Here is a 22,783-nt window from a genome sequence, read left to right as displayed (position 1 = left end):
ACTGATTCGGCTGCCGCCGAAAGACTACGGCCCCCTGCCGGTGGGGGGCGAGGCTCCGGTGATGAGCGACACCACAGCCCCGGACGGCACGGCCGCGCCCGTGCCCGCGGCCCTGCCGTCCGGCCAGGACGGCACCGGCGTACGCGCCGACGTGCCCGCCGGCGCCCCGGCCGACCCGCGCGCCCGCTACGCCGACGTCTTCCGCGTCCGCGAGTTCCGCTTCGTCTTCGCCGCCCATGTCCTGTCGATCACCGGCGAGGTCGTCGCCGCCATCGCGCTGACCGTCCTCGTCTACGACAGGACCGGGTCCCCGCTGCTGAGCGCGCTCACCCTCGGCGTCGGCCTGCTGCCGTACCTGGTCGGGGGGACCCTGCTGTCCTCGATCGCCGACCGTCTTCCGGCCCGCCGGGTGCTGGTGACCTGCGATCTGCTGGCTGCCGTCTGCTTCGCGCTGATGGTGCTGCCGGGGATGCCCGTCGCCGTGCTGCTGGCGCTGCGCTGCGTCGCCGGCATCATCTCGCCGGTCTTCACCGGCACCCGGATCGCCACGCTCGCCGACATCCTCGGCACCGGCGACCGGTTCGTCCTCGGCCGCTCGGTCATCCGGCTCACCGCGCAGGCGGCGCAACTCGTCGGGTTCGCCCTCGGTGGGCTGCTGGCGGCGTTCTCCCCGCGCGCGACGCTGACGCTGACGGCGGTGGGGATGCTCGGCTCGGCGCTGGTGCTGCGCTTCGGCACCCGCGCCCGCCCGGCCCGTACCGCGGCCGGCAACGCCGCGGGGTCGCCCGGCCGCGCGAGCACCGTCGCCGACTCGCTCGCCGCCGCCGGCACCTTCCTGCGCGACCGCCGCATCCGCGCGCTGCTGCTGCTCACCTGGATCCCGCCGACCTTCGTCGTCGCCCCCGAGGCGCTGGCCGCCGCGTACGCCGACGACCTCGGCATCGGGGCCCTCGGCCTCGGCCTGCTCATGACCGGCATGCCGATCGGCGCGGTCACCAGCGAGATCCTGGCCGGCTCGCTGCTCGGCCCGCGCGGCCGGGAACGGATCGTCTTCCCGGTGGCGGTGCTGTGCACGGTCCCCGCGATCGGCTTCGTGACGCACCCGTCGTTCGGCTGGGCGCTGCCGCTGCTGGTGCTCACCGGCTTCGGCATCTCGTACTCGCTCGGCCTCGACCAGTGGTTCGTCGCCGCCGTGCCCGAGGAGAGGCGCGGCCGGGCGATGACGCTGCAGACCGCCGGGCTGATGACGCTGCAGGGGGTGGGCATGGCGGGCGCGGGCGCGGTCGCGGAGTTCGTGCCCGTGCACCTGGCCGTCGCCGCGGTCGGAGTCACGGGCACGGTGTGCTCGCTGCTCGTGTGTCTGGAAGTGCGCAGGACCCGACCGAAAGATAGGACCGGGCTGACCACGACATGACCGGGCGGTAGGGTCGGCGACGTGCCGAAGCCGCTGAGCCTGTCGTTCGACCCCATCGCGCGCGCCGATGAACTCTGGCGCCAGCGCTGGGGAGCCGTACCCGCCATGGGGGCCATCACCTCCGTGATGCGCGCCCACCAGATCCTGCTGGCGCAGGTCGACGCCGTGGTCAAGCCGTACGGGCTGACCTTCGCGCGGTACGAGGCCCTGGTGCTGCTCACCTTCTCCAAGGCCGGCGAGCTGGCGATGTCGAAGATCGGCGAGCGGCTGATGGTGCACCCGACGTCGGTGACCAACACCGTCGACCGGCTGGTCAGGTCCGGCTACGTGGCCAAGCGCCCCAACCCCAACGACGGCCGCGGCACCCTCGCGTCGATCACGGACCAGGGCCGCGAGGTCGTCGAGCAGGCGACGCGGGACCTGATGGCGATGGACTTCGGGCTCAGCGCGTACGACGAGGAGCAGTGCACGGAGATCTTCGCCATGCTGCGCCCGCTGCGGATAGCCGCGGGAGACTTCGAGCAGTAGCCCGCGCGGACCGCGCGCCGGCACCCGCTACGCCTACGCCGCCGCGGGCTCGCCCTCGCGGACGACCAGCGGCTCGACCTCCCGGGTGAGCTTCCGCTCGACGAAGAACGCCGCCGTCGGCACCGTCCCCGCGAGCAGCACCCAGATCAGCCTGCCGACCGGGAGCTTCGCCTTGGAGCCGAGGTCGAAGGCGAACACCAGGTAGAGGATGTACAGCCAGCCGTGGGCGATGCTCACGACCTTTGTGAAGCCGTCGGCGCCCGAGAGGTCCAGGGCGTACTTGCCGATCATGCCCAGGGTCAGCAGGACGAGGAGCACGCCGGTCACGTACGCCATCGTGCGGTAGCGGGTGAGGACGCTCTTCTTCATGGCATCGAGCCTAAACCCCGCGCGGAACACGTAGTGACCACCCCCACTTCCCGGCCGCGTAGGGCGCGGTCGGGCCCGGGGCATGCGACACTTAGTAGGACGTCCTATTAAATGCGCCGCGCGATCCGCGCGCAGAGAGAGGCGGTACGGGCATGGATGCTGCGGCCATGGAAGAAGGCCGGCGCCGCTGGCAGGCGCGTTACGACGCGGCCCGCAAGCGCGAGGCGGACTTCACCACGCTCTCCGGCGACGACGTCGAGCCGGCCTACGGCCCGCGCCCCGGGGACGTCTACGAGGGCTTCGAGCGCATCGGCTGGCCCGGCGAGTTCCCGTACACCCGCGGGCTGTACGCCACCGGCTACCGCGGCCGGACGTGGACCATCCGCCAGTTCGCCGGCTTCGGCAACGCCGAGCAGACCAACGAGCGCTACAAGCTCATCCTCGGCGCGGGCGGCGGCGGGCTGTCCGTCGCGTTCGACATGCCCACCCTCATGGGGCGCGACTCCGACGACCCGCACGCGCTGGGCGAGGTCGGGCACTGCGGCGTGGCCATCGACTCCGCCGCCGACATGGAGGTGCTGTTCCGCGACATCCCGCTGGGCGACATCACCACCTCGATGACGATCAGCGGCCCCGCGGTCCCCGTGTTCTGCATGTACCTGGTCGCCGCCGAGCGCCAGGGCGTCGACCCCGGCGTGCTCAACGGCACGCTGCAGACCGACATCTTCAAGGAGTACATCGCGCAGAAGGAGTGGCTCTTCCAGCCCGAGCCGCACCTGCGCCTCATCGGCGACCTGATGGAGTACTGCGCCGCGCGCATCCCCGCGTACAAGCCGCTGTCCGTCTCCGGCTACCACATCCGCGAGGCCGGCTCGACGGCCGCGCAGGAGCTGGCCTACACCCTGGCCGACGGCTTCGGCTACGTGGAGCTGGGCCTGTCCCGCGGGCTCGACGTCGACGACTTCGCCCCGGGCCTGTCCTTCTTCTTCGACGCCCACGTCGATTTCTTCGAGGAGATCGCCAAGTTCCGCGCCGCGCGCCGCATCTGGGCCCGCTGGCTGCGCGACGTGTACGGGGCGCGCAGCGAGAAGGCGCAGTGGCTGCGCTTCCACACCCAGACCGCGGGCGTCTCGCTGACCGCCCAGCAGCCGTACAACAACGTGGTGCGCACCGCCGTCGAGGCGCTGGCCGCCGTCCTCGGCGGCACCAACTCGCTGCACACCAACGCCCTGGACGAGACCCTGGCGCTGCCCAGCGAGCGGGCCGCGGAGATCGCGCTGCGCACCCAGCAGGTGCTGATGGAGGAGACCGGCGTCGCGAACGTCGCCGACCCGCTCGGCGGCTCCTGGTACGTCGAGCAGCTCACCGACCGGATCGAGGCCGACGCGGAGAAGATCTTCGACCAGATCCGTGAGCGCGGCCGGCGCGCCCACCCCGACGGGCAGCACCCCATCGGGCCGATCACGTCCGGGATCCTGCGCGGCATCGAGGACGGCTGGTTCACCGGCGAGATCGCCGAGTCCGCCTTCAGCTACCAGCGGGCGCTGGAGAAGGGCGACAAGAAGATCGTCGGCGTCAACTGCCACACCGGCTCCGTCACCGGCGAGCTGGAGATCCTGCGGGTCAGTCACGAGGTGGAGCGCGAGCAGGTGCGCACGCTGGCCGCCCGCAAGGGCGCCCGCGACGACGCGCGGGTGCGCGCCGCGCTGGCGGACATGCTCACGGCGGCCCGGGACGGCGGCAACATGATCGAGCCGATGCTCGCGGCGGTACGGGCCGAGGCCACGCTCGGCGAGATCTGCGACGTGCTGCGCGACGAGTGGGGCGTCTACACCGAGCCGGCGGCCTTCTGACCCGTACGCGCGCGGGCCGGTCCGTACGCGCGCGGGGGAGCGGGGTCACACGACGAGCACGGACTTGCCGCGCGTGTGGCCCTTCTCCCAGTCCCGGACCGCCTCGGCGGCGTCGGCCAGGGGGTACCTCCGGCCGACGACCGGTGTGATCGTGCCGGCCGCCAGCAGGCCGCGCACCTCGTCGACGTCCTCCGGCCGGGGGCGTACGTAGGGTGCCTTCACCTTCCGGGCGGAGACCAGGGAGCGCAGGGAGCCGCCGAGCGAGCGCCGCAGGTCGCCGACCCACCTGCCGCCGCCCTCGCCGCCGACCAGGACGATCGTGCCGCGCGGGGCGAGGACGCGGCGCAGCGCGGCGAGCGGGCGGTTGCCCGCGGTGTCGAGCACGAGGTCGAAGCGGGCGGTGCCGGCGGTGACGTCCCGCTCGGTGTAGTCGACGACGTGGTCCGCGCCGAGCGAGCGGACCAGTTCGGTCTTGTCCGTACCGCAGACGCCGGTGACCTCGGCCTCGCGTGCCTTGGCCAGTTGGACGGCGAACGTGCCCACGCCGCCGCCGGCGCCGAGCACCAGGACGCGCCCGCCCGTCCGCAGCCCGCCCGCGTCGCGCAGGGCGCGCAGCGCGGTGATCGCGGAGGTGGGCACGGCAGCGGCGGCGTCGAAGTCCACCTCCGCCGGCTTGAGCGCGAACATCTCGGCGGCGCCGCGGCAGTACTCCGCGAAGGTGCCGCCGCTGCCGACGCCGAACACGTCGTCGCCCGGCGCGAAGCGGGTGACGCCCGCGCCGACCGCCGTGACGGTCCCGGCGGCGTCCCAGCCGCGCACCCGGTCCTTCGGCCGGCGCAGGCCGAAGCCCATCAGGCGCATCATGTACGGCAGCCCGGTCATCAGGTGCCACACGCCGGGGTCGAGTCCCGCGGCACGGACGCGTACGACGATCTCGCCCGCACCCGGTTCCGGCCGTTCGACCTCGGCCTGCCGCAGCACCCCGGCCGGGCCGTAGCGGTCCTGGACGATCGCCTTCATGGGGGCCCTCCTCCTCGAGGTGGGCTGCCAGCATCCCGCTCCGGGCGCGGCCGGGACAGGCCCGAAGGGCCTATTGCGCCGGCGGTTCCCGGCTGCCCGGGGCCGGGGGCGGCGCCGGATCGGCCGGGGCGGCCAGGCCCCGGGTCAGCAGGGTGGCGAACGCCGTCGCCCACGCGGCCGTCACCGGCTCCGCGCTGACCAGCAGCCGGTGCAGCACGGAGCCGGCGATCACATCGAAGATCATGTCCGCGGTACGGTCCGCCGCCGCCGGGTCCGGCTCCACCGGCAACTCCCCGCGTGCCTGCGCCCGTTCGCGGCCTCGTAGCACCAGATGCCGCTGCCGCTCCACGATCGAGCCGCGGATCCGCTCGCGCAGGGCCGCGTCCTGCGTCGCCTCCGCCAGCACCGCCGTCAGCGCGCCGCGCGTGTGCGGCTCCTGCAGCAGCCCGGCGAACTGCAGCACCACGCCCTCCACGTCCCGCGCCAGGCTGCCGTGGTCCGGCAGCCGCAGTGAGTCGAAGAGGTCGGCGAGCGCGTCCAGGACGAGTTCGTTCTTGCCCGGCCAGCGCCGGTAGAGCGTGGTCTTCGCCACTCCCGCGCGGGCCGCGACGCCGCCGAGCGTCACCCCGGCCCAGCCCGTCTCGGCGATCGCGGCCCGGGCGGCGTCCAGGATGGCCCGGTCCGCGGTCGCGCTGCGCGGCCGGCCCGCGCGCCGTGCGCAGGGGGTCTCGTACCTCATGAGCTGGACCTTGTCCCTTCTCCGCGCCACCGCAGGCAGGGTTACGCTACGGCGCGTAGCGTAAGTCACCCCCGAGCGACCGGTGTCTTCCGCCGCACCTGGAACCCACCCGGGACGAACCCTTCCGGGCGGGTTCGCCGAGTCATCCGCGGCCCGTCCGTTCAATGCACCGCGGGAAGGGGGGAGGATAGGGCGTATGCAGCCACGCAACATGTCTATGAGCGGAGCGGTCGACCTGGCCGCGGTGAAGGCGGCCGCGGAGGCCAAGGAGAAGGCGGAGGCGGCCCGCGCCCAGGCCGCCCGCGACGGGGTGCCCGCGCCCGGCGCCGGCGCGCTGGTCATCGATGTCGACGAAGCGGGCTTCCAGCAGGACGTCCTGCAGCGCTCCACCGAGGTCCCGGTCGTCGTCGACTTCTGGGCCGAGTGGTGCCAGCCGTGCAAGCAGCTCAGCCCGCTGCTGGAGCGGCTGGCGCAGGAGTACGCCGGGCGGTTCGTGCTGGCCAAGATCGACGTGGACGCGAACCAGATGCTGTTCCAGCAGTTCGGCGTCCAGTCCATCCCGGCCGTCTTCGCGGTCGTCGGCGGGCAGGCCATCCCGCTGTTCCAGGGCGCCGCACCCGAGCCGCAGATCCGCCAGGTGCTGGACGAACTGGTCAAGGTCGCCGAGCAGCAGTTCGGCATCGTCGGGCAGGCGGTCGCCGGCGAGCCGGCCGCGGCCGGCGAGGACGGCGCCGGTGAGCAGGAGGCGCCGGAGGAGCCGGCGGGTCCCTACGACAGCGCGCTAGCGGCGGCCGGTGACGCGCTGGACCGGGGCGACCTCGGCGGCGCGATCCAGGCGTACCAGAACGTGCTGTCCGACGACCCGGGCAACGTGGAGGCCACGCTGGGTCTCGCGCAGGCGGAACTGCTGCGGCGGGTCGAGGGGCTCGACCCCGCGGCCGTACGCAAGGAGGCGGCGGACAACCCCGCGGACGTGGCGGCGCAGATCCGGGTCGCCGACCTGGACCTGGTCGGCGGGCACGTCGAGGACGCGTTCGGGCGGCTGGTCGACACGGTGGCGCGGACCGCCGGTGAGGACCGGCAGGCCGCGCGGGTGCGGCTGCTGGAGCTGTTCGAGGTCGTCGGCGGTGACGATCCCCGGGTGGTGGCGGGGCGGCAGGCGCTGGCCCGTGTGCTGTTCTGAGCAGAAGATGACCAAGGGTGACAGTCCCTGCTGCTTTGCCAAGAATTGACTTGTGAGCAGGGCTGTTACCCGCAGTAACTGACGCGCTGTCAGATGGCCGTCTTTGTCATGCCATGTCGCCGGGTGCGCCCGCGGTCGTCGGCGACCCAGTGTGCGGGATCCGGCCAGTGTGGCCGGATCTGCCTCACCCTCGCGTTACCCGTTGGTAACGAACCCCTTGTGCGCCCCCCTTCCGATGGACCACGATCGCCAACCGGACAGGGGGGTTCCCCGTTTCCGCGGACCGTTTCCGCGGACCGGAGCCTGTCCGGACAACGAGTCGCTCGGGGGTGACACCCCCTTCGACGTAGCGCGTCCGCCGCCCGTACCCGGACCCGCAGAGCCGCGCCGGCGAGCGCGTGCGGATCCTCCTCGCTCCCGAGGACCGGCCCACGGGCCCAGGACGTACGTCCGAGAAGGAGGAGAGGCATGGAGTCCCAGGCACGTGGTGGGACCAGATGGAAGCGTTTCGCCGTGGTCATGGTGCCGAGCCTGGCGGCGACCGCCGCGATCGGCCTGGCACTGAGCCAGGGCGCGCTGGCGGCGTCGTTCAGCGTGTCGGGCCAGGAGTTCAAGGTCACGGCGGACCGGCTGGAAGGCACCGGCTTCGTCCAGTACGGGGGAGTCGACAGCGGTCACGACCTGGAGGGCGACAAGGCCACCCGGCCGGTCGCGATCTCCGCGTTCAAGGACGCGAAGATCGACGGCATGTGCCAGTCGGTCGTCACGCCCGACGTCCCGCTCATCGGCTCGGTCAGCCTGGTGCTGACGGCCGGCGACGACAAGCCGGTGGAGGCGAAGAACCTCTACATCGACATCGCGCAGCTCGACGCCGACGCGACGTTCGAGAACATCAACATCGGTGTGGCCGCCGGGTCCAGCACCAAGGGACCGGGCATCGGCAAGGGCGACAACGCGAACCCGAACGGCTTCGCGCAGGAGGCCGACAGGGCCGTCCTCACCGACGTGAAACAGACCGCCTGGGCCACCAGTGCCGGCACCTTCAAGCTGAGCGGGCTCAGCATGAAGCTGCACAAGGGCGTCAAAGAGTGCTTCTGACCAGGCACTCGGCCGGCGGGGAGGCGCGTACCGCTCCCCGCCGGACCTCCCACTGACTGCACCGCACCGCCGTACCGGGGAGCTGTATCCATGAGCGCCGACCTGCCGGACCTGCTGCACCGAATGAACACCTGGCGGCTGGGATTCCGTGCCTGGCGTGGCTCCCGTCCGTTCTGGGCGGGTCTGCTGGCCATCGCGGGCGGCGTGCCGATCGGCGCGCTGCCGTACTACCACATCAAGCTCGGCAACCTCAGCCTGCAGATGGCGACGCAGGCGGGGGCCGGCGGCCTGATCATCGGTGTGCTGCTGGTGACGCTCGGGCTGACCATGTGGTTCCACTCCGTCGTCCGGGTGTTCGCGGGCGTCGCCTCCCTCGTGCTGGCGCTGGTGTCGATCCCGGTGTCCAACTTCGGCGGGCTGCTGGTGGGCTTCCTGCTGTCGCTGATCGGCGGGGCGCTGGCCGTCTCGTGGGTGCCGGGGGACGTGGTGGCCGACGCCGCTTCCGGCACCTCCGACGCCTCCGGCTCCTCCGGGTCCGCCGTGCCGTCCGCGGACCCGGAGGAGCAGAGAGCCGACGTCGACGAACTCCTCGTGGGTGTCCTTGAGGACATCGACGGCGGGAGGCACCGTGCGGCCGGATGACCACGCGAGGGCCGTACGCCGGGGGCCGCGGCACGCGGCGCCGCGCAGGCCGCTGCTCGGCCGGGTGCCGGCGGGCAGGGCGATAGCCCTGGCGGCCATGCCCACCGCGGTCTTCCTGGGCCTGGGGCTGACGCCGCGCCCGGCGATCGCCGAGGACGATCCGGCGGACCGCTGGCGGCCGGGGCCGTGCGCGGAGCGGTCGGAGGAGCCGGAGGACGAGGAGACGGCGGACGCCGGGGACGCGCCGGAGGCCCGGGGCGGCGAAGAGGCGCCGGGCGCCGGGGAGTCGGCGGAGCCCGGTGGCGGGCCGTCGCCGGGTCCGTCGGCGGCGGAGCGGCCGGGCGCCGGCGCGGGGTCGGACGGTGCCGCGGGCGACGCCGGGTCCGACGGGGGCGGAGCCGCGGGGTCCGGTGAGGCGGAGCCGAGTCCTTCGCCGTCGGAGTCCCACCCCTGGTACGACCCGCTGGGCCTCGGCGACACGCTGGACGACCTGCTCGACCCGGACGACCCCGAAGCGGGGGCCGGGCCCGGAGCCGAGCCGTCCGACGGCTCGGGCGGCGCCGGCTCCGACTCCGGTGCGGGCCCGGCCGGTTCCGGCTCCGCCGGCGGTACGGGCGCCGGCTCCGGCGCCGCCTCGGAGAAGGAGCGGCGGGCGACGGAGAAGGCCGTCCGCGACGCCGCCGAGGAAGCCGGCGCCACCGTGGAGGAGCTGGACGGCAGGGTACGGGACACGGCCGGGGACCCCGCGGACGAGAAGCCCGACGCCGCGGACGGCACCGCCGCGGACGCGGACGGCAAGAAGCCGTTCCCCTGCCCCACCGCCGACCCCGGGGCCCTGGCGAACGCCGCACCCGAACCCGGGCTGCCGCTGCTGCCCGACGACCCGTGGCGGCTGGAGAGCACCAGGCTCACCCTCCAGGGGCTCACGTACCACGGCATCGTCGAGGTGAGGACCTACGGCGGCAAGGTCAAGAAGGTGCTCAAGTACACCGCGGACGACGGGGTCGACATCCGCGACCTGCACCAGACCGTCGTCGGACCCGGCAGGAACACCACGCACGTACGCGCCGACAAGGGCAGCACGTCCACCATCCGCGACGGCACCGTGACCATGTACACCGAGGAGCTGCGGGGCAGCCTCTTCGGGCTGATCCCGCTGACGTTCAGCCCCGAGAGCCCGCCGCCGCTGGACCTGCCGTTCGCGTTCTTCACCGACGTGCAGGTCGTCCAGGCCGGTCAGTTCGGCGGCACGCTCACCGTGCCGGGCCTGAGGAACACCGTCGAGTAGCGCGGGGCGCGCCGCTCAGCTCAGCGCTCGCCGCCCAGGTGGTGCACGCGGACCATGTTCGTGGTGCCCGGCACCCCGGGCGGCGACCCGGCGGTCATGACCATCGTGTCGCCCTCGTGGAAGCGGTTGAGCTTCAGCAGCTCCGCGTCCACCAGGTCCACCATCGCGTCGGTGTTGTCCACGTGCGGCACGAGCACGGGCTCCACGCCCCAGCTCAGCGTGAGCTGGTTGCGTGTGCTCTCGTCGGTGGTGAAGGCCAGGATCGGCTGGCACGCGCGGTAGCGCGACAGCCGCCGCGCGGTGTCCCCGGACTGCGTGAACGCCGCGAGCGTCTGGGCGTCCAGGAAGTCCGCGATCTCGCACGCGGCCCGGGCCACGGACCCGCCCTGCGTACGCGGCTTCTTGCCCGGCACCAGCGGCTGCAGCCCGCGCGACAGCAGCTCGTCCTCCGCCGCCACGACGATCCGCGCCATCGTCTTGACCGTTTCGATCGGGTACTTGCCGACCGACGACTCGGCGGAGAGCATCACCGCGTCCGTACCGTCCAGGATCGCGTTCGCGACGTCGGACGCCTCGGCGCGCGTCGGGCGTGAGGCGTTGATCATCGACTCCATCATCTGGGTCGCGACGATCACCGGCTTGGCGTTGCGGCGGCACATCTCGATCAGCCGCTTCTGCACCATCGGCACCTTCTCCAGCGGATACTCCACCGCCAGGTCGCCGCGGGCCACCATCACGCCGTCGAAGGCGAGGACGATCTCCTCCATGTGGTCGATCGCCTGCGGCTTCTCCACCTTGGCGATGACCGGCACCCGCCGCCCGACCTCGTCCATGACCCGGTGGACGTCGCCGATGTCGCCGGCGTCGCGGACGAAGGACAGCGCGACCATGTCGCAGCCCATGCGCAGGGCGAAGCGCAGGTCGTCCACGTCCTTCTCGGAGAGCGCCGGGACGTTCACCGCCACGCCGGGCAGGTTGATGCCCTTGTGGTCGGAGACGACGCCGCCCTCGATGACCATGGTGCGCACCTCGGGGCCGCGCACCTCCAGCACCTCCAGCGCCACCGCGCCGTCGTTGACGAGGATGCGCTCGCCGGGGGAGACGTCGCCGGGCAGGCCCTTGTACGTGGTACCGCAGATGGAGCGGTCGCCGGGCACGTCCTCGGTGGTGATGGTGAACTCGTCGCCGCGGGCCAGCTCCACCGGGCCCTGGGCGAAGGTCTCCAGCCGGATCTTCGGGCCCTGCAGGTCGGCCAGCACGCCGATGGGCCGCCCGGTCTCCTCGGCGGCCTTGCGCAGCCGGTCGTAGCGCTCCTGGTGCTCGGGCTGGGTGCCGTGGCTCATGTTGAAGCGGGCCACGGACATGCCGGCCTCGATCAGCGCTTTGAGCTGCTCGAAGGAGTCGACGGCGGGACCCAGGGTGCAGACGATTTTCGCTCGGCGCATGACGCCATCCTATCGGTTTGTTCTCGACCGGAATTATTCCGGTGGGGGTAGCGCCGGGCCGTCCCCGCGGACCAGGCCGAGGGTCTGGGCGGCGATCTCCAGCTCCTCGTCGGTGGGCACCACGGCCACCGTGACCCGGGAGCCGGGCGCGGAGATCACGCGGGGCGCGGAGCCGCGCAGCGCGTTGCGTACGGAGTCCAGCTCGATGCCGAGACCTTCGAGGCCCCGCAGCGACGCCTCCCGTACGGCGGCGGAGTTCTCGCCGACGCCGGCGGTGAACGCGACGGCGTCCACCCGGCCCAGCACGGCGGTGTAAGCGCCGATGTACTTGCGGATGCGGTGGACGTACACGTCGAAGGCCAGCCGCGCGCGCTCGTCGCCCTCGGCGATCCGGCGGCCGATCTCCCGCATGTCGTTGTCCCCGCAGAGGCCGACGAGACCGCTGCGCTTGTTGAGCAGCGTGTCGATCGCGTCCGTGTCCATGCCCGCCTCGCGGGCGAGATGGAAGATCACCGCCGGGTCGAGGTCCCCGCTGCGGGTGCCCATCACCAGGCCCTCCAGCGGGGTCATCCCCATCGAGGTCTCCACGCACCGGCCGCCGGCGACCGCGGACACGCTGGCGCCGTTGCCGAGGTGCAGCACGATGACGTGGAAGTCCCCGGGGTCCGCCGGGTCGCGGCCGAGCAACTGCGCGGTGGCGCGGGAGACGTAGGCGTGCGAGGTGCCGTGGAAGCCGTAGCGGCGGACGGCGTGGGCGTCGGCGGTGGCCGTGTCGAGCGCGTAGCGCCAGGCGTGCTCGGGGAGGGTGGCGTGGAAGGCGGTGTCGAAGACGGCGGCCTGCGGCAGGTCGGGGCGCAGCTCGCGGGCGACGCGGATGCCGGCGATGTTCGCCGGGTTGTGCAGCGGGGCGAGCGGGACCAGCTTCTCCATCTCGTCCAGCACCCCGTCGTCGACGAGGACCGGCTCGGTGAAGCGGGTGCCGCCGTGGACGGCACGGTGGCCGATGGCCAGCAGATCGGGCGCGTCCAGCCCGTGCCCCGCGGCGGCCAGCTCCTCGCCGACGGCGCGCAGCGCCGCCGCGTGGTCCGGCACGCCGCCGCGGGCCTGCGGTTCGCCGATCCGCTCGACGATGCCGCGGGCCGGCCGGTCGGCGCCCGGGGCCGGTCCCGCCATGTCGATGAGCTGGTACTTCAGCGACGACGAGCCGGAGTTGAGCACCAGGATCCGGCTCGGGGCGGTCATGAGCGGCCGCCCGGTGCCGGTGCGGCGGTGCCCTGCGCCTGTACGGCGGTGATGGCGACCGTGTTGATGATGTCCTGGACGAGCGCGCCCCGGGACAGGTCGTTCACCGGCTTGTTGAGCCCCTGCAGCACGGGCCCCACGGCGATCGCGCCGGCGGTGCGCTGGACCGCCTTGTACGTGTTGTTGCCGGTGTTGAGGTCGGGGAAGACCAGCACCGTGGCCTGCCCCGCGACCTGCGAGTCCGGCATCTTGGCGGCGGCGACGGTGGCGTCCACCGCCGCGTCGTACTGGATCGGGCCCTCCACCTCCAGGTCCGGCCGCCGGGCCCGCACCAGCTCGGTCGCCCGCCGCACCTTGTCGACGCCCGAACCCGAGCCCGAGGTGCCGGTCGAGTACGACAGCATCGCCACCCGCGGCTCGACGCCGAACTGCGCGGCCGTCGCCGCCGACTGGATGGCGATGTCCGCGAGCTGCTCCGCGTTCGGATCGGGGTTGACCGCGCAGTCCCCGTACACCAGGACCCGGTCCGCGAGGCACATGAAGAAGACGGACGAGACGATCGCGGCGCCCGGCGCGGTCTTGATGACCTCGAACGCCGGGCGGACCGTGGCCGCCGTGGAGTGCGCGGCGCCGGAGACCATCGCGTCGGCCAGGCCCTGCTGCACCATGAGGGTGCCGAAGTAGTTGACGTTGCCCAGGACGTCGTACGCCAGCTCCACGCTGACGCCGCGGTGCGAGCGGTACTGCGCGTACAGCTCGGCGAAGCTCTCGCGCAGCGGCGAGACGCGGGGGTCGGTGATCCGGGCCGTGGCCGGATCACCCGGCTGTGCCGCCGGGGCGTCGGCGCTCAGCAGCGGCAGGCTCAGCCCCAGCTCCGCGGCGCGCTTGCGGATCGTCTGCTCCTCGCCGAGGAGGGTGAGATCGCACACCCCGCGCCGTACCAGCACCTCCGCCGCCAGCAGCACCCGCTCCTCCGTGCCCTCCGGCAGCACCACGTGCCTGCGGTCGCCCTGGGCCCGTTCGATCAGCATGTGTTCGAACATCATCGGCGTCACGCGTCCGCTGGCCGCCCCCGCCAGCCGGCCGGTGAGCTGCGCGGAGTCCACGTGCGACTCGAAGAGGCCGAGGGCGATGTCCGCCTTGCGCGGCGTCGCGGCGTTCAGCTCGCCGCGCAGCCCGACCAGCGCGGCGGCGGTGGGGAACGAGCCCTCGGCCACCGTGAGCAGCGGCGTCCCCGGCGCCAGCCGCTCGGCCAGCGCCATGATGTCCGGGCCGGGACGCTCGTCCAGCGTCAGCAGCACCCCGGCGATCGCGGGGGAGCCGGCGGAGTGCGCGGCCAGCGCGCCGACGACGAGGTCGGCCCGGTCGCCGGGGGTGATGACCATGCAGCCCTCGCTGAGTGCCGGCAGGAACGCGGGGAGCATCGCGCCGCCGAAGACGAAGTCGCGTACGTCACGGGCCAGCCCGCCGGCGTCGCCGGCCAGCAGCCCGGCGCCGAGCGCGTCCCGTATCTGCGCGACCGTGGGGGCGGCGAGGCCGGCGTCCTCGGGGATGACGTACACCGGCACGGGCAGAGGGGCGCCGATGTCCGCGGCGGCGGCGCGGGCCCGCGGGGCGGCGTCGGGGCCGACGCGGTTGGCGATCATCGCCAGGACGTCGCAGCCGAGGGAGGCGTACGCGTCGTGCGCGTTGCGCACCTCGGCGACCACCGACTCCGCGGACTGCTCCGCGCCGCCGACGACGGGCAGCACGGCGGCACCGCACTCGTTGGCGAGGCGGGCGTTGAGCGCCAGCTCGGCGGGGATGTTGGTGTCGGCGAAGTCGGAGCCGAAGATGAGCACGGCCTCGTAGCCGGCGGCGATCTCGTGGAACCGCTCGACGAGCCGGGCCACCAGCGCGTCCGTACCCTCGTCGGCCTGCAGCGCGGAGGCACTCTCGTACGTCATGCCGAGCACCCCGGTGCGCGGCTGGCTCAGCCGGTAGCGGGCGCGGAGCAGGTCGAAGACGGGGTCGCGGGCATCGGCGTCGGCGTGGGCAAGCGGGCGGAAGATCCCCACCCGGTCGACCTGGCGGGAGAGCAGCTCCATCATGCCCAGCTCGACGACCTGACGGCCGTCACCGCGGCCGATGCCGGCGACGTAGACGCTGCGGGTCACTCCTGCACTCCATCCGTCCCGTCCGTCGCGGTCCTGTTCGACCATACAGTTCGGGCCGGGGCGGGGCGCGCGAACGGCGGCGGTCCGCCCCCCGGGGTGACGGCGAGGTGACCGCCGCGTGTGACAGAGGGTTAACCGGCTGTTCGGACGGGTGACCCCCGGAGCATGGGAGAATCGGCATCGAGCATGCATGCGACGGCACCGAGCAGGAGAGACATGCGCATCGGAGTACTCACGGCAGGCGGAGACTGCCCCGGCCTGAACGCGGTGATCAGGTCGGTGGTCCACCGGGCCGTGGCCGGTCACGGCGACGAGGTGATCGGATTCGAGGACGGCTTCAAGGGACTGCTCGAAGGGCGGTACAGCAAGCTCGACCTCAATGCCGTCAGCGGCATCCTGGCCCGCGGCGGCACGGTCCTCGGCTCGTCCCGGCTGGAGCGCGACCGGCTCCGCGAAGCCTGCGAGAACACCGAGGAACTCAGCCGTGAGCTGGGCCTCGACGCGCTCATCCCGATCGGTGGCGAGGGCACGCTGACGGCGTCGGCGATGCTCGCCGACGCGGGGATGCCGGTCGTCGGCGTACCGAAGACCATCGACAACGACATCTCCGCCACCGACCGCACCTTCGGCTTCGACACGGCCGTCGGCGTGGCCACCGAGGCGATGGACCGGCTGAAGACCACCGCCGAGTCCCACCAGCGGGTCATGGTCGTCGAGGTCATGGGCCGGCACGCGGGCTGGATCGCGCTGGAGTCCGGCATGGCGGGCGGCGCGCACGGCATCTGCCTGCCGGAGCGTCCTTTCGAGATCGCCAGCCTGTGCAAGATGGTCGAGGAGCGCTTCGACCGGCACAAGAAGTTCGCCGTCATCTGCGTCGCCGAGGGCGCGCACCCGGCGGCGGGCACGATGGAGTACAAGAAGGGCGAGATCGACCAGTACGGCCACGAGCGGTTCACCGGCATCGGCAACCGCCTGGCCGGCGAGCTGGAGCGCCGCTTGGGCAAGGAGGCCAAGCCGGTCATCCTCGGCCACGTCCAGCGCGGCGGCACCCCCACGGCGTACGACCGCGTGCTGGCGACGCGCTTCGGGTGGCACGCGGTGGAGGCGGTGCACCGCGGCGACTTCGGGCAGATGACGGCGCTGCGGGGGACGGACATCGTGATGGCGCCGCTGGCGGACGCGACGCGGGAGCTGAAGCGGGTGCCGGCAGACCGGATGGACGAGGCGGAGGTCGTGTTCTGACGGGCGGCGCGTGGCCCTGCGTCCGCCCCGCGGGCCGCGGTGCGGGTTGCCCGCGGCCCGTGTCCGCTCTGTGACCGGGCGGTCGCAGAGCCGTCCTTAATCCCCGGCGGTCGTTTCGGTAACGTACCGTGCAGAGTTCGCCACCGGGGGACAAGAGGCCGCGAACCGGCGCCAGTTGTTCCCGCCGACCGACCGGGAGCTTCTTGCCATGCGCACACGCACCGCCCTGACGGCCGCCGCCCTCGCCGCGGCCGTCACGCTGACGCTCACCGCCTGCGGGGACTCCGACTCCGGCGACGACGGGGGGACGGAGCAGATCGAGGGGGCGAAGGACTCCTCCTCCGATGCACCGGAGTCGCCGAAGCCGGCGGAAGAGGCGCCGGAGGGGGCGCCGGATGTGTCGTTGCCGAAGGACATCAAGCTGGTCTTCGACTGGGACGAGCCGTCGAAGCCGGACCACGTGGCGGCGCAGCGGGATGCGGGGAACTACGTGCGGAGCATCTATCGAGGGATCGCGGAGCAGGAGGCGAAGGACCCCGCCGCGCAGTTCTACGCGCGCGAGCAGGCCCTGACGTACGCACAGGACCAGATCCAGGCGTACGTGGACGAAAGCCTGACCGCGACGGGCACCGAACGCTACTACCGGGCCGAGGTGAAGAGCTACGGCGACTCGGTCGGGATTTCCTTCTGCGTGGACCAATCGGAGATCTACGGCAAGGAGATCAAGACCGGGGAGGTTCTGCGTACCGAGGAGAGTGACGCCAGTTACCTGTTCTACCAGGTCAGCATGGCGAAGATCCCGGGCCGGGACGATGCGTGGCAAGCGACGTTGATCGACGTCGAGGGGGAGGCCGCGCAGTGCAGGCAGTGAGGGGACGAGTAGGGGTGGTCGCCCTGCTGTGCGCGTTCGGGCTGGTGACGGGAGCGGCAGCGGCGCATGCGGATGCGCCGATCGACCGCGAAACCGACGCCGGTGCAGACGACCAGGAGATCTGGGCCAGCACGGGCGGTGGCATCCAGTTCTCCGGTGCGGTCAAGGACGCCGGCAAAGGACCGGGGAACCTCACACCCACCACGTCCAATTGGGACCCGCCGCCGTGCTGGTACGCCCCCTACCTGGGTGCCAAGGACTTCAAGCGGGTTACCAAGAAGTCCATTGAGGGCCAGATGGCGACGCCTGGGATGACCGGGCACGCCGGCAGTGCGCTCCAGCAGTTACTCGACCACTACGAGGACGGCTACAGCTGGCCCAACCACCCGGGCTTCAAGGACTGGAACGTCGAGAACGACGGGGAGGGGATGTTCTGGGCCGGCGTTCCGAACCCGGCTGAGGAGGACGTCCTCGCTCGGGGCGCATGCTCTGACGTCCCGTTCTGGGTGGACACCGGTGAGCCTCCGCCCGCGTGGGTGACGGAGCAGGCCATCGATCCTGCGATGCTTGCCGAGCTCGCCTACGAGCGGATGGTTCTGCCCGACACCGAAGCGGAGTTGCGGCCCGACGGTGAGCAGATCGTCAACCTCCCCACGTGGGTGTGGCTGGACGGCGCGCAGTTCCGGCCCGTGACGGCGGAGGCCAGGGTTCCCGCCCTGAACATGTGGGCGCGGACCACCGCCACTCCGGTCTCCTTGACCATCGATCCCGGGACCGACGACGCCGAGTTGCACCCCGGCGGTGGCGAGTGTGCGATGGACGGCGACGGGGCCGTCGGGGCTCCGTACCGGAAGGGGGACGCCGACGAGGTTCCGCCGTGTGGGGTGACCTACCTGCGTTCCTCCGAGAGCACCGGGCCTTACGACTTCACCGCTTCCGTCACCTGGCGGGTGACGTGGAGCGCCTCGGACGGCACCGCGGGCGAGCCGCTGCCGACCGGGATCATCGAGGCCACGCAGGAACTCGACGTGCGGGAGATCCAGTCGATCGTGCGGTAGCAGCGGGCGTGTCGCCGGGGAAGGCGGGCGGGACATGACGTTTCGGCAGCATCTGAAGCAGGAGGCGTACCGGATACTGGACACGTTTCCGGTGGAGCTGAGACCCGATATCTACGTCGTCGCCCTGCAGATGTACCGCGTCGACCACGACGCCCGCTATCCGTACGTGCAGGTCGGCTTCAACACCGAGGCGCAGATCCGCCGCGAGCGCGAGGCGGCGCGCGGGGAGCTGGATCCCGACGGCGAGGTGCGGTGGTCGTACGCGTACTGGATCCTCGACGGGTTCGAGCGCGTCGGGCATGTGCCGGAGGATCCCGTGGGCACCGTGCTGCACCGCGCGGAGTCGGCGGCGAAGGGGCTGTGGTTCGAGGACGAGGAGCAGTTCTCGGACCGGTGGTCCGCGGTGTACGACCTGCTGTGCGCCGACTTCGCCGAGGACTGCGTGGACGTGGCGCGGCATCTGCACGAGACGGGGCGCGTCGAGGAGGTGCTGGGGCGGCCGGTGCCGGTGGTGCTCTTCGACATGGACGATCCGGAGGAGCAGATCCCGCTCACCGCGGAGGCGAATCCGCCGGAGCTGGTCGCGGACTACCTGGCATGGCAGCGGGCGCAGGTGGAGGAGTAGCGCGGGGCCCGCTGACCGGTCACAGCCGGGTGGCGGTACGGACCAGCCGCGCGAGGGCGAGCGAGCGGCTGTGCGCGGGCCACGCGAGGTGGGTGACGACCGGCGGTGCGTCGGTCAGGGGGACGGCGGTGTGTTCGGCCCACAGCCAGGCGCGGGCGGAGTCGGGGAAGACGGCGACGGTGCGGCCGAGGGCGATCAACTGGGCCAGTTGCGTCTGGTCGTGGATCTCGGGGCCGGGGCCGGGTGCGTCGCTCGACCAGCGGGCGAGGGGGAGACCGGGGACGTCGGCGATGTCCGCCAGGGTCAGGGCCGTACGCGCGGCGAGGGGGTGCGCCGCGGGCAGGATGGCGATCTGGCCCTCGCGCGTCAGCTCCTCGGTGTCGAAGCCGGCGAGGGAGTTGAACGGCGCGTGCATGAGTGCCACGTCGGCGCGGCCGTCGCGCAGCATCTCCCCCTGCTCGCACGTGCCGCTGGGCAGCACCTCGACCTCGGCGGCGCCGGGTTCGGCCGCGTACGCGTCGAGAAGGTCGTGCAGCAGTTCGTGGGAGGCGGCGGCCTTCACCGCCAGCACCAGGCGGTGACGGGAGCCGCCGTGCCCCTCGGCGCCGCCCGCGCGACGCGTGCGGCGTGCGGCGGCGGCGGTCGCGTCGAGGGCGGCGCGGCCCTCGTGCAGCAGCATCTCTCCGGCCGCGGTCAGCGCGACGCCGCGGCGGTCGCGCTCCAGCAGACGGACGCCGAGGCGCCGTTCGAGCTGCTGGATCGCCCGGGACAGCGGCGGCTGGGCGATGCCGAGGCGAACGGCGGCGCGGCCGAAGTGCAGCTCCTCGGCCACGGCGACGAAGTAGCGCAGCTCGCGGGTCTCCAGGGTGTCCACACCCCCAGGCTACGTCGGTGATACCCCCCGGGTATGACGGGCCACCGCGTCGGTATTGGCCGCGCCGCCCGCCGGCGGGCGAGCATCGACGGCACGGGCCGGACAGCCCGCCACCGGCCCCGACAGCAAAGGCACAGCCATGCACACCCCCTTCACTCCGCCTCCCGGCGGCACGTGGCCCCTGGGCGATCTGACCGTCACCCGCGTCGGCTACGGCGCCATGCAGCTCGCCGGCCCCGGGGTCATGGGCCCGCCCGCCGACCGCGACGGCGCGCTCGCCGTCCTGCGGGAGGCGGTGGCCCTCGGGATCACCCACATCGACACGGCCGGTGCGTACGGACCACGCGTCACCAACCGGCTCCTCCGCGAGGCCCTGCACCCCTACCCCGCGTCCTTGCACCTCGTGACCAAGGTCGGCGCGGACCGCGACGCGCAGGGCGGCTGGCCCCCGGCCCGGCGCCCCGAGGACCTGCGCCGCGCCGTCCGCGAGAACCTGGACGACCTCGGCCTCGACGTCCTCGACGTCGTCAACCTCCGCCTCGGCGACGCGCAGGGCCCCCGGCCCGGCTCGCTCGCCGAGCCCTTCGAAACCCTGGCCGCACTCCGGCAGGAGGGCCTGATCCGCCACCTCGGGGTGAGCAACGCGACGGCCGGGCAGGTCGCCGAGGCGCGGTCGATCGCGCCGGTGGTGTGCGTGCAGAACATGTACAACCTCGCCCACCGCCAGGACGACGAGCTGATCGACGACCTCGCCGCCCTGGGCATCGCCTACGTGCCCTACTTTCCGCTCGGCGGCTTCACTCCGCTGCAGTCCACGGCGCTGTCCGCGGTGGCGAAGCGGCTGGCTTCGACGCCGATGGCGGTCGCGCTGGCGTGGCTGCTGCGGCGGTCGCCGAACATCCTGCTCATTCCCGGTACGTCGTCGGTGGCGCACCTGCGCGAGAACGTCGCGGGGGCGGGACTCGCCCTCTCCGACGGGGACATGGCGGAGCTGGACGGGATCGGCCGCTAGCGTGCGGCCGGCGGTGGCGGCGAGGTGAGGTCGAGCCGCCAGACGTCCTCGTCGTCCTGGACGAGGTCCGTACGCACCAGCCCCGCGGACGCCGCGACGGCGGCAGAGGCGCGGTGGCCGGGGCGGACGTGCGCGACGACCGCCCGCAACGGCAGTTTCCGCAGCCGCGCGACGAGCCCCCGGGCGGCCTCACCGGCGTAGCCGCGACCCTGCCACGGCGTCCCCACGACCCAGGCGACCTCGGCGGCCCCCTCCCGGATCGTCACCTGCACGTACCCGCAGAGCCCCCCGTCCGCCCGTACCCGCAGCACCCAGTTCCCCCACACGGTCCCGCCGCCGGGCGCCCCTGCGGCCAACCGCGCGTATCGCGCCCGCAGTTCGCCCAGCGCGGGCGGCGAGCCGCCGGTGAACGCGTAGAGCGCGGGGTCGGCGAGCACGCCGGCCATCTCGTCGGCGTGCCCGACGCGCAGGGGAAGCAGGTCGAGCCGCGCGGTCCGGATGGTCTCGGCGGCGACGGCGGTCAGTTCGGTGTCCGTCGGAACTCCCGGGGTGTGCGGATGCGGAAGGAGAGCTGAGGACCTCCGGTCCGGTCCCCGGCGAAAGCCCGGGCCGCCCCCGGGGCGAGGCTACTTCACGTCACCGGAGCGGCGGCGGGCGAACCGGTCGGTGAAGGCCGTCGCGGCGTCAGTTGCGCAGGAGTTCCCAGAAGCGGGGGAGCACCTGCTGCAGATACGTCGTCACCCCCGCCGCGGAGTCCGGCGGGGGGTCCTCGCCCCAGTTGCGGGCCGCGGCGGTGCGGGTCTGGTACTCCTCGTGGAGGGTGCTCAGGGCGCGTTCCAGAGGGCGGCGGGGGAGGCGGGTGAGCCGGGCGACGGGGCGGACCTGGGGCTGCCAGCGGGTGGTGGCGGCGTCGCGGAGGTGGCGGGCCAGGGGCTCGCTGCGGCCGGTGAGGTCCAGCAGGTCGGGGAGGGGGAGGCGGAGGAGGTAGGCGAGCCGGGTGGCCTGCGATTCGGTGCCGGGCCAGCGGCCGGTGCGTTCCGCGCTGAGGTACGTGGCGGGGTCCATGCCGATGTGCCGGGCCACGTCGTCCAGGGGCAGGCCGTGGGCGCGGCGGTGGGCGTGGAGCGACGTGGGCGAGCCCATCAGATCGGCCGGCGTGCACCACAGGGCGCCGGCCAGGGCGTCGAGTTCGTGGCGGTTGGGGCGGGCGTGGCCCTTCTCCCAGTCGGCGACCGCGGCGGCGGGTACGGCCAGGCCGTACGCGGCGCGCATGCCGTACGCGACGTGGTCGTGCCCCAGGCCGAGGGCGCGGCGTAATCGACGGGCCGCCGCGGGGTCGAAGGGTGGCTGATGTTCCGGCGGGCCGGCGCCGGGGCCGGGCACCTGTGTCGTCACACCGTCACCGTAGGTAGTGGTGCACCCCGTTATCAACCGTGCGTTCCACCGAAGCTACGGGGAGACGCGCGTGGGGCCGGAGGGGTTGACGGTGGACGGCCAATAGTTAAAGTCTAGACCAATGACCCCCCACGCAAGGAGAGTTGTATGCACCGCAGCACCAAGCCTGCCCGCAAGCGCCGCAGTGCGACACGTGCCGCCGTCGTCGGCGCCGGCGTAGCCCCGCTGCTCCTCCTGGCCCTGCCCTCCCAGCAGGCGAGCGCCCACGGCTGGATCACCAACCCGCCGAGCCGTCAGCAGCAGTGCGCGCAGGGCGTCGTCCCGTGCGGCGGCATCAAGTACGAGCCGCAGAGCGTCGAGGGGCCCAAGGGCCTGACGAACTGCAGCGGCGGGAACCAGGGCTTCGGCGAACTGGACGACGACAACCGCGGCTGGAACGTCACCAACGTGGGCAGCACCGCGACGTTCAACTGGAAGATCACGGCCAGGCACCGCACCAGCACCTGGCAGTACTTCGTCGGCGGCCAGAAGGTCGCGGAGTTCGACGACGGCGGCGCCCAGCCGCCGGCCGAGTTCAGCCACTCCGTCGACTTCGGCGGGATCACCGGCAAGCAGAAGGTCCTCGCCGTGTGGAACGTCGCCGACACCGGGAACGCCTTCTACGCCTGCGTCGACGTCAACATCGGCGGCTGACGCCCGTCGCACAGGCCCGTCCCCGCGGCCGTACGG

The 22,783-nt window shown here is 72.9% G+C and carries 22 protein-coding genes; 13 read left to right on the top strand and 9 right to left on the bottom strand.

The annotated features are described in order from the left end of the window. The first annotated feature begins 61 nt into the window (after positions 1-61). Entirely contained in the window at positions 62-1,414 is a 1,353-nt protein-coding gene (locus tag ABGA99_RS14575) for an MFS transporter (protein WP_347578284.1), read from the top strand. A gap of 21 nt (positions 1,415-1,435) precedes the next feature. Next, positions 1,436-1,942: a MarR family transcriptional regulator gene (locus ABGA99_RS14570; protein WP_347578283.1), complete on the top strand. Its 507-nt coding sequence runs from the start codon at positions 1,436-1,438 to the stop codon at positions 1,940-1,942. Between the two features lie 33 nt (positions 1,943-1,975). Here ABGA99_RS14570 and ABGA99_RS14565 read toward each other — a convergent pair whose 3' ends face one another. Then, complete coding sequence (locus ABGA99_RS14565; RefSeq protein WP_347578282.1) at positions 1,976-2,311, bottom strand: DUF3817 domain-containing protein; 336 nt, start codon at positions 2,309-2,311, stop codon at positions 1,976-1,978. A gap of 152 nt (positions 2,312-2,463) precedes the next feature. Between ABGA99_RS14565 and ABGA99_RS14560 the strand changes: the two genes are divergently transcribed. After that, positions 2,464-4,164, top strand: a complete 1,701-nt coding sequence (locus ABGA99_RS14560; RefSeq protein WP_347578281.1) for a methylmalonyl-CoA mutase family protein — start codon at positions 2,464-2,466, stop codon at positions 4,162-4,164. Positions 4,165-4,209: 45 nt separating this feature from the next. On the opposite strand, the gene ABGA99_RS14555 is transcribed toward ABGA99_RS14560, so the two are convergent. Together ABGA99_RS14555 and ABGA99_RS14550 are read right to left on the bottom strand one after the other, a co-directional pair. After that, positions 4,210-5,184: an NAD(P)-dependent alcohol dehydrogenase gene (locus ABGA99_RS14555; protein WP_347582782.1), complete on the bottom strand. Its 975-nt coding sequence runs from the start codon at positions 5,182-5,184 to the stop codon at positions 4,210-4,212. A gap of 70 nt (positions 5,185-5,254) precedes the next feature. Beyond that, positions 5,255-5,923, bottom strand: coding sequence for a TetR/AcrR family transcriptional regulator (locus ABGA99_RS14550; protein WP_347578279.1), 669 nt, complete (start codon positions 5,921-5,923; stop codon positions 5,255-5,257). Positions 5,924-6,119: 196 nt separating this feature from the next. Here ABGA99_RS14550 and ABGA99_RS14545 point away from each other — a divergent pair, with 196 nt between their 5' ends. The 4 genes from ABGA99_RS14545 to ABGA99_RS14530 all read left to right on the top strand — a co-directional run bounded on the left by ABGA99_RS14545 (position 6,120) and on the right by ABGA99_RS14530 (position 10,134). Continuing rightward, the gene (locus tag ABGA99_RS14545; RefSeq protein WP_347578278.1) at positions 6,120-7,106 is read left to right on the top strand and encodes a tetratricopeptide repeat protein; all 987 of its coding nucleotides are present in this window, start codon (positions 6,120-6,122) and stop codon (positions 7,104-7,106) included. 468 nt (positions 7,107-7,574) lie between these two features. Beyond that, positions 7,575-8,204 (top strand): DUF6230 family protein, encoded by a 630-nt coding sequence (locus ABGA99_RS14540; protein ID WP_347578277.1) that lies wholly within the window; start codon positions 7,575-7,577, stop codon positions 8,202-8,204. A 90-nt stretch (positions 8,205-8,294) separates the two neighbouring features. Further along, positions 8,295-8,846, top strand: a complete 552-nt coding sequence (locus ABGA99_RS14535) for a DUF6114 domain-containing protein (RefSeq protein ID WP_347582781.1) — start codon at positions 8,295-8,297, stop codon at positions 8,844-8,846. Next, the gene (locus ABGA99_RS14530) at positions 8,833-10,134 is read left to right on the top strand and encodes a hypothetical protein (protein ID WP_347582780.1); all 1,302 of its coding nucleotides are present in this window, start codon (positions 8,833-8,835) and stop codon (positions 10,132-10,134) included. Before ABGA99_RS14535 ends, ABGA99_RS14530 begins: the two co-directional genes overlap by 14 nt. 20 nt (positions 10,135-10,154) lie before the next feature. Here ABGA99_RS14530 and pyk read toward each other — a convergent pair whose 3' ends face one another. From pyk to pta, 3 genes are read right to left on the bottom strand one after another with little or no spacing between them, the layout of a single operon-like run. Next, entirely contained in the window at positions 10,155-11,579 is a 1,425-nt protein-coding gene (gene pyk / locus ABGA99_RS14525) for a pyruvate kinase (protein WP_347578274.1), read from the bottom strand. 33 nt (positions 11,580-11,612) lie between these two features. Next, positions 11,613-12,821: an acetate kinase gene (locus ABGA99_RS14520; RefSeq protein WP_347582779.1), complete on the bottom strand. Its 1,209-nt coding sequence runs from the start codon at positions 12,819-12,821 to the stop codon at positions 11,613-11,615. Beyond that, positions 12,818-14,977, bottom strand: a complete 2,160-nt coding sequence (pta, locus tag ABGA99_RS14515; RefSeq protein ID WP_347578272.1) for a phosphate acetyltransferase — start codon at positions 14,975-14,977, stop codon at positions 12,818-12,820. Before pta ends, ABGA99_RS14520 begins: the two co-directional genes overlap by 4 nt. Before the next feature lie 216 nt (positions 14,978-15,193). On the opposite strand from pta, the gene ABGA99_RS14510 reads away from it, so the two are divergent. The 4 genes from ABGA99_RS14510 (at position 15,194) to ABGA99_RS14495 (ending at position 18,773) form a co-directional block, all read left to right on the top strand. Then, on the top strand, positions 15,194-16,219 hold the full coding sequence (locus tag ABGA99_RS14510; RefSeq protein ID WP_347578271.1) for a 6-phosphofructokinase: 1,026 nt from the start codon (positions 15,194-15,196) through the stop codon (positions 16,217-16,219). Positions 16,220-16,427: 208 nt separating this feature from the next. Next, entirely contained in the window at positions 16,428-17,090 is a 663-nt protein-coding gene (locus ABGA99_RS14505) for a hypothetical protein (protein WP_347582778.1), read from the top strand. 14 nt (positions 17,091-17,104) lie between these two features. Beyond that, positions 17,105-18,148: a hypothetical protein gene (locus ABGA99_RS14500; protein WP_347582777.1), complete on the top strand. Its 1,044-nt coding sequence runs from the start codon at positions 17,105-17,107 to the stop codon at positions 18,146-18,148. Positions 18,149-18,182: 34 nt separating this feature from the next. Next, on the top strand, positions 18,183-18,773 hold the full coding sequence (locus ABGA99_RS14495) for a hypothetical protein (protein WP_347578268.1): 591 nt from the start codon (positions 18,183-18,185) through the stop codon (positions 18,771-18,773). Positions 18,774-18,792: 19 nt separating this feature from the next. On the opposite strand, the gene ABGA99_RS14490 is transcribed toward ABGA99_RS14495, so the two are convergent. Continuing rightward, complete coding sequence (locus ABGA99_RS14490; protein WP_347582776.1) at positions 18,793-19,647, bottom strand: LysR family transcriptional regulator; 855 nt, start codon at positions 19,645-19,647, stop codon at positions 18,793-18,795. 139 nt (positions 19,648-19,786) lie between these two features. On the opposite strand from ABGA99_RS14490, the gene ABGA99_RS14485 reads away from it, so the two are divergent. Beyond that, positions 19,787-20,659: an oxidoreductase gene (locus ABGA99_RS14485; RefSeq protein WP_347582775.1), complete on the top strand. Its 873-nt coding sequence runs from the start codon at positions 19,787-19,789 to the stop codon at positions 20,657-20,659. On the opposite strand, the gene ABGA99_RS14480 is transcribed toward ABGA99_RS14485, so the two are convergent. Continuing rightward, on the bottom strand, positions 20,656-21,183 hold the full coding sequence (locus ABGA99_RS14480) for a GNAT family N-acetyltransferase (protein ID WP_347578435.1): 528 nt from the start codon (positions 21,181-21,183) through the stop codon (positions 20,656-20,658). The two genes, ABGA99_RS14485 and ABGA99_RS14480, sit on opposite strands and share 4 nt — an antisense overlap. A gap of 160 nt (positions 21,184-21,343) precedes the next feature. Next, positions 21,344-22,054 carry a helix-turn-helix transcriptional regulator gene (locus ABGA99_RS14475; RefSeq protein ID WP_347578265.1) on the bottom strand — a complete coding sequence of 237 codons (711 nt, stop codon included), beginning with the start codon at positions 22,052-22,054 and terminating at the stop codon, positions 21,344-21,346. Between the two features lie 147 nt (positions 22,055-22,201). Between ABGA99_RS14475 and ABGA99_RS14470 the strand changes: the two genes are divergently transcribed. Beyond that, positions 22,202-22,747 (top strand): lytic polysaccharide monooxygenase auxiliary activity family 9 protein, encoded by a 546-nt coding sequence (locus ABGA99_RS14470; protein WP_347582774.1) that lies wholly within the window; start codon positions 22,202-22,204, stop codon positions 22,745-22,747. Positions 22,748-22,783 lie beyond the last annotated feature (36 nt).

It is taken from the genome of Streptomyces sp. B5E4 (assembly GCF_039871555.1).
Lineage (GTDB): Bacteria > Actinomycetota > Actinomycetes > Streptomycetales > Streptomycetaceae > Streptomyces.
The sequence above is the reverse complement of the archived record's forward strand: the minus strand, read 5'-3'. Positions and strand labels throughout refer to the sequence as shown.

Coding starts and splice junctions, on each gene's coding strand:
- ABGA99_RS14545 (WP_347578278.1), top strand. CDS start 6,120: ATGCAGCCACGCAACATGTCTATGAGCGGAGCGGTCGACCTGGCCGCG.
- ABGA99_RS14550 (WP_347578279.1), bottom strand. CDS start 5,923: ATGAGGTACGAGACCCCCTGCGCACGGCGCGCGGGCCGGCCGCGCAGC.
- ABGA99_RS14540 (WP_347578277.1), top strand. CDS start 7,575: ATGGAGTCCCAGGCACGTGGTGGGACCAGATGGAAGCGTTTCGCCGTG.
- ABGA99_RS14565 (WP_347578282.1), bottom strand. CDS start 2,311: ATGAAGAAGAGCGTCCTCACCCGCTACCGCACGATGGCGTACGTGACC.
- ABGA99_RS14505 (WP_347582778.1), top strand. CDS start 16,428: ATGCGCACACGCACCGCCCTGACGGCCGCCGCCCTCGCCGCGGCCGTC.
- ABGA99_RS14520 (WP_347582779.1), bottom strand. CDS start 12,821: ATGACCGCCCCGAGCCGGATCCTGGTGCTCAACTCCGGCTCGTCGTCG.
- ABGA99_RS14560 (WP_347578281.1), top strand. CDS start 2,464: ATGGATGCTGCGGCCATGGAAGAAGGCCGGCGCCGCTGGCAGGCGCGT.
- ABGA99_RS14555 (WP_347582782.1), bottom strand. CDS start 5,184: ATGAAGGCGATCGTCCAGGACCGCTACGGCCCGGCCGGGGTGCTGCGG.
- ABGA99_RS14535 (WP_347582781.1), top strand. CDS start 8,295: ATGAGCGCCGACCTGCCGGACCTGCTGCACCGAATGAACACCTGGCGG.
- ABGA99_RS14575 (WP_347578284.1), top strand. CDS start 62: ATGAGCGACACCACAGCCCCGGACGGCACGGCCGCGCCCGTGCCCGCG.
- ABGA99_RS14470 (WP_347582774.1), top strand. CDS start 22,202: ATGCACCGCAGCACCAAGCCTGCCCGCAAGCGCCGCAGTGCGACACGT.
- pyk (WP_347578274.1), bottom strand. CDS start 11,579: ATGCGCCGAGCGAAAATCGTCTGCACCCTGGGTCCCGCCGTCGACTCC.
- ABGA99_RS14485 (WP_347582775.1), top strand. CDS start 19,787: ATGCACACCCCCTTCACTCCGCCTCCCGGCGGCACGTGGCCCCTGGGC.
- ABGA99_RS14495 (WP_347578268.1), top strand. CDS start 18,183: ATGACGTTTCGGCAGCATCTGAAGCAGGAGGCGTACCGGATACTGGAC.
- ABGA99_RS14510 (WP_347578271.1), top strand. CDS start 15,194: ATGCGCATCGGAGTACTCACGGCAGGCGGAGACTGCCCCGGCCTGAAC.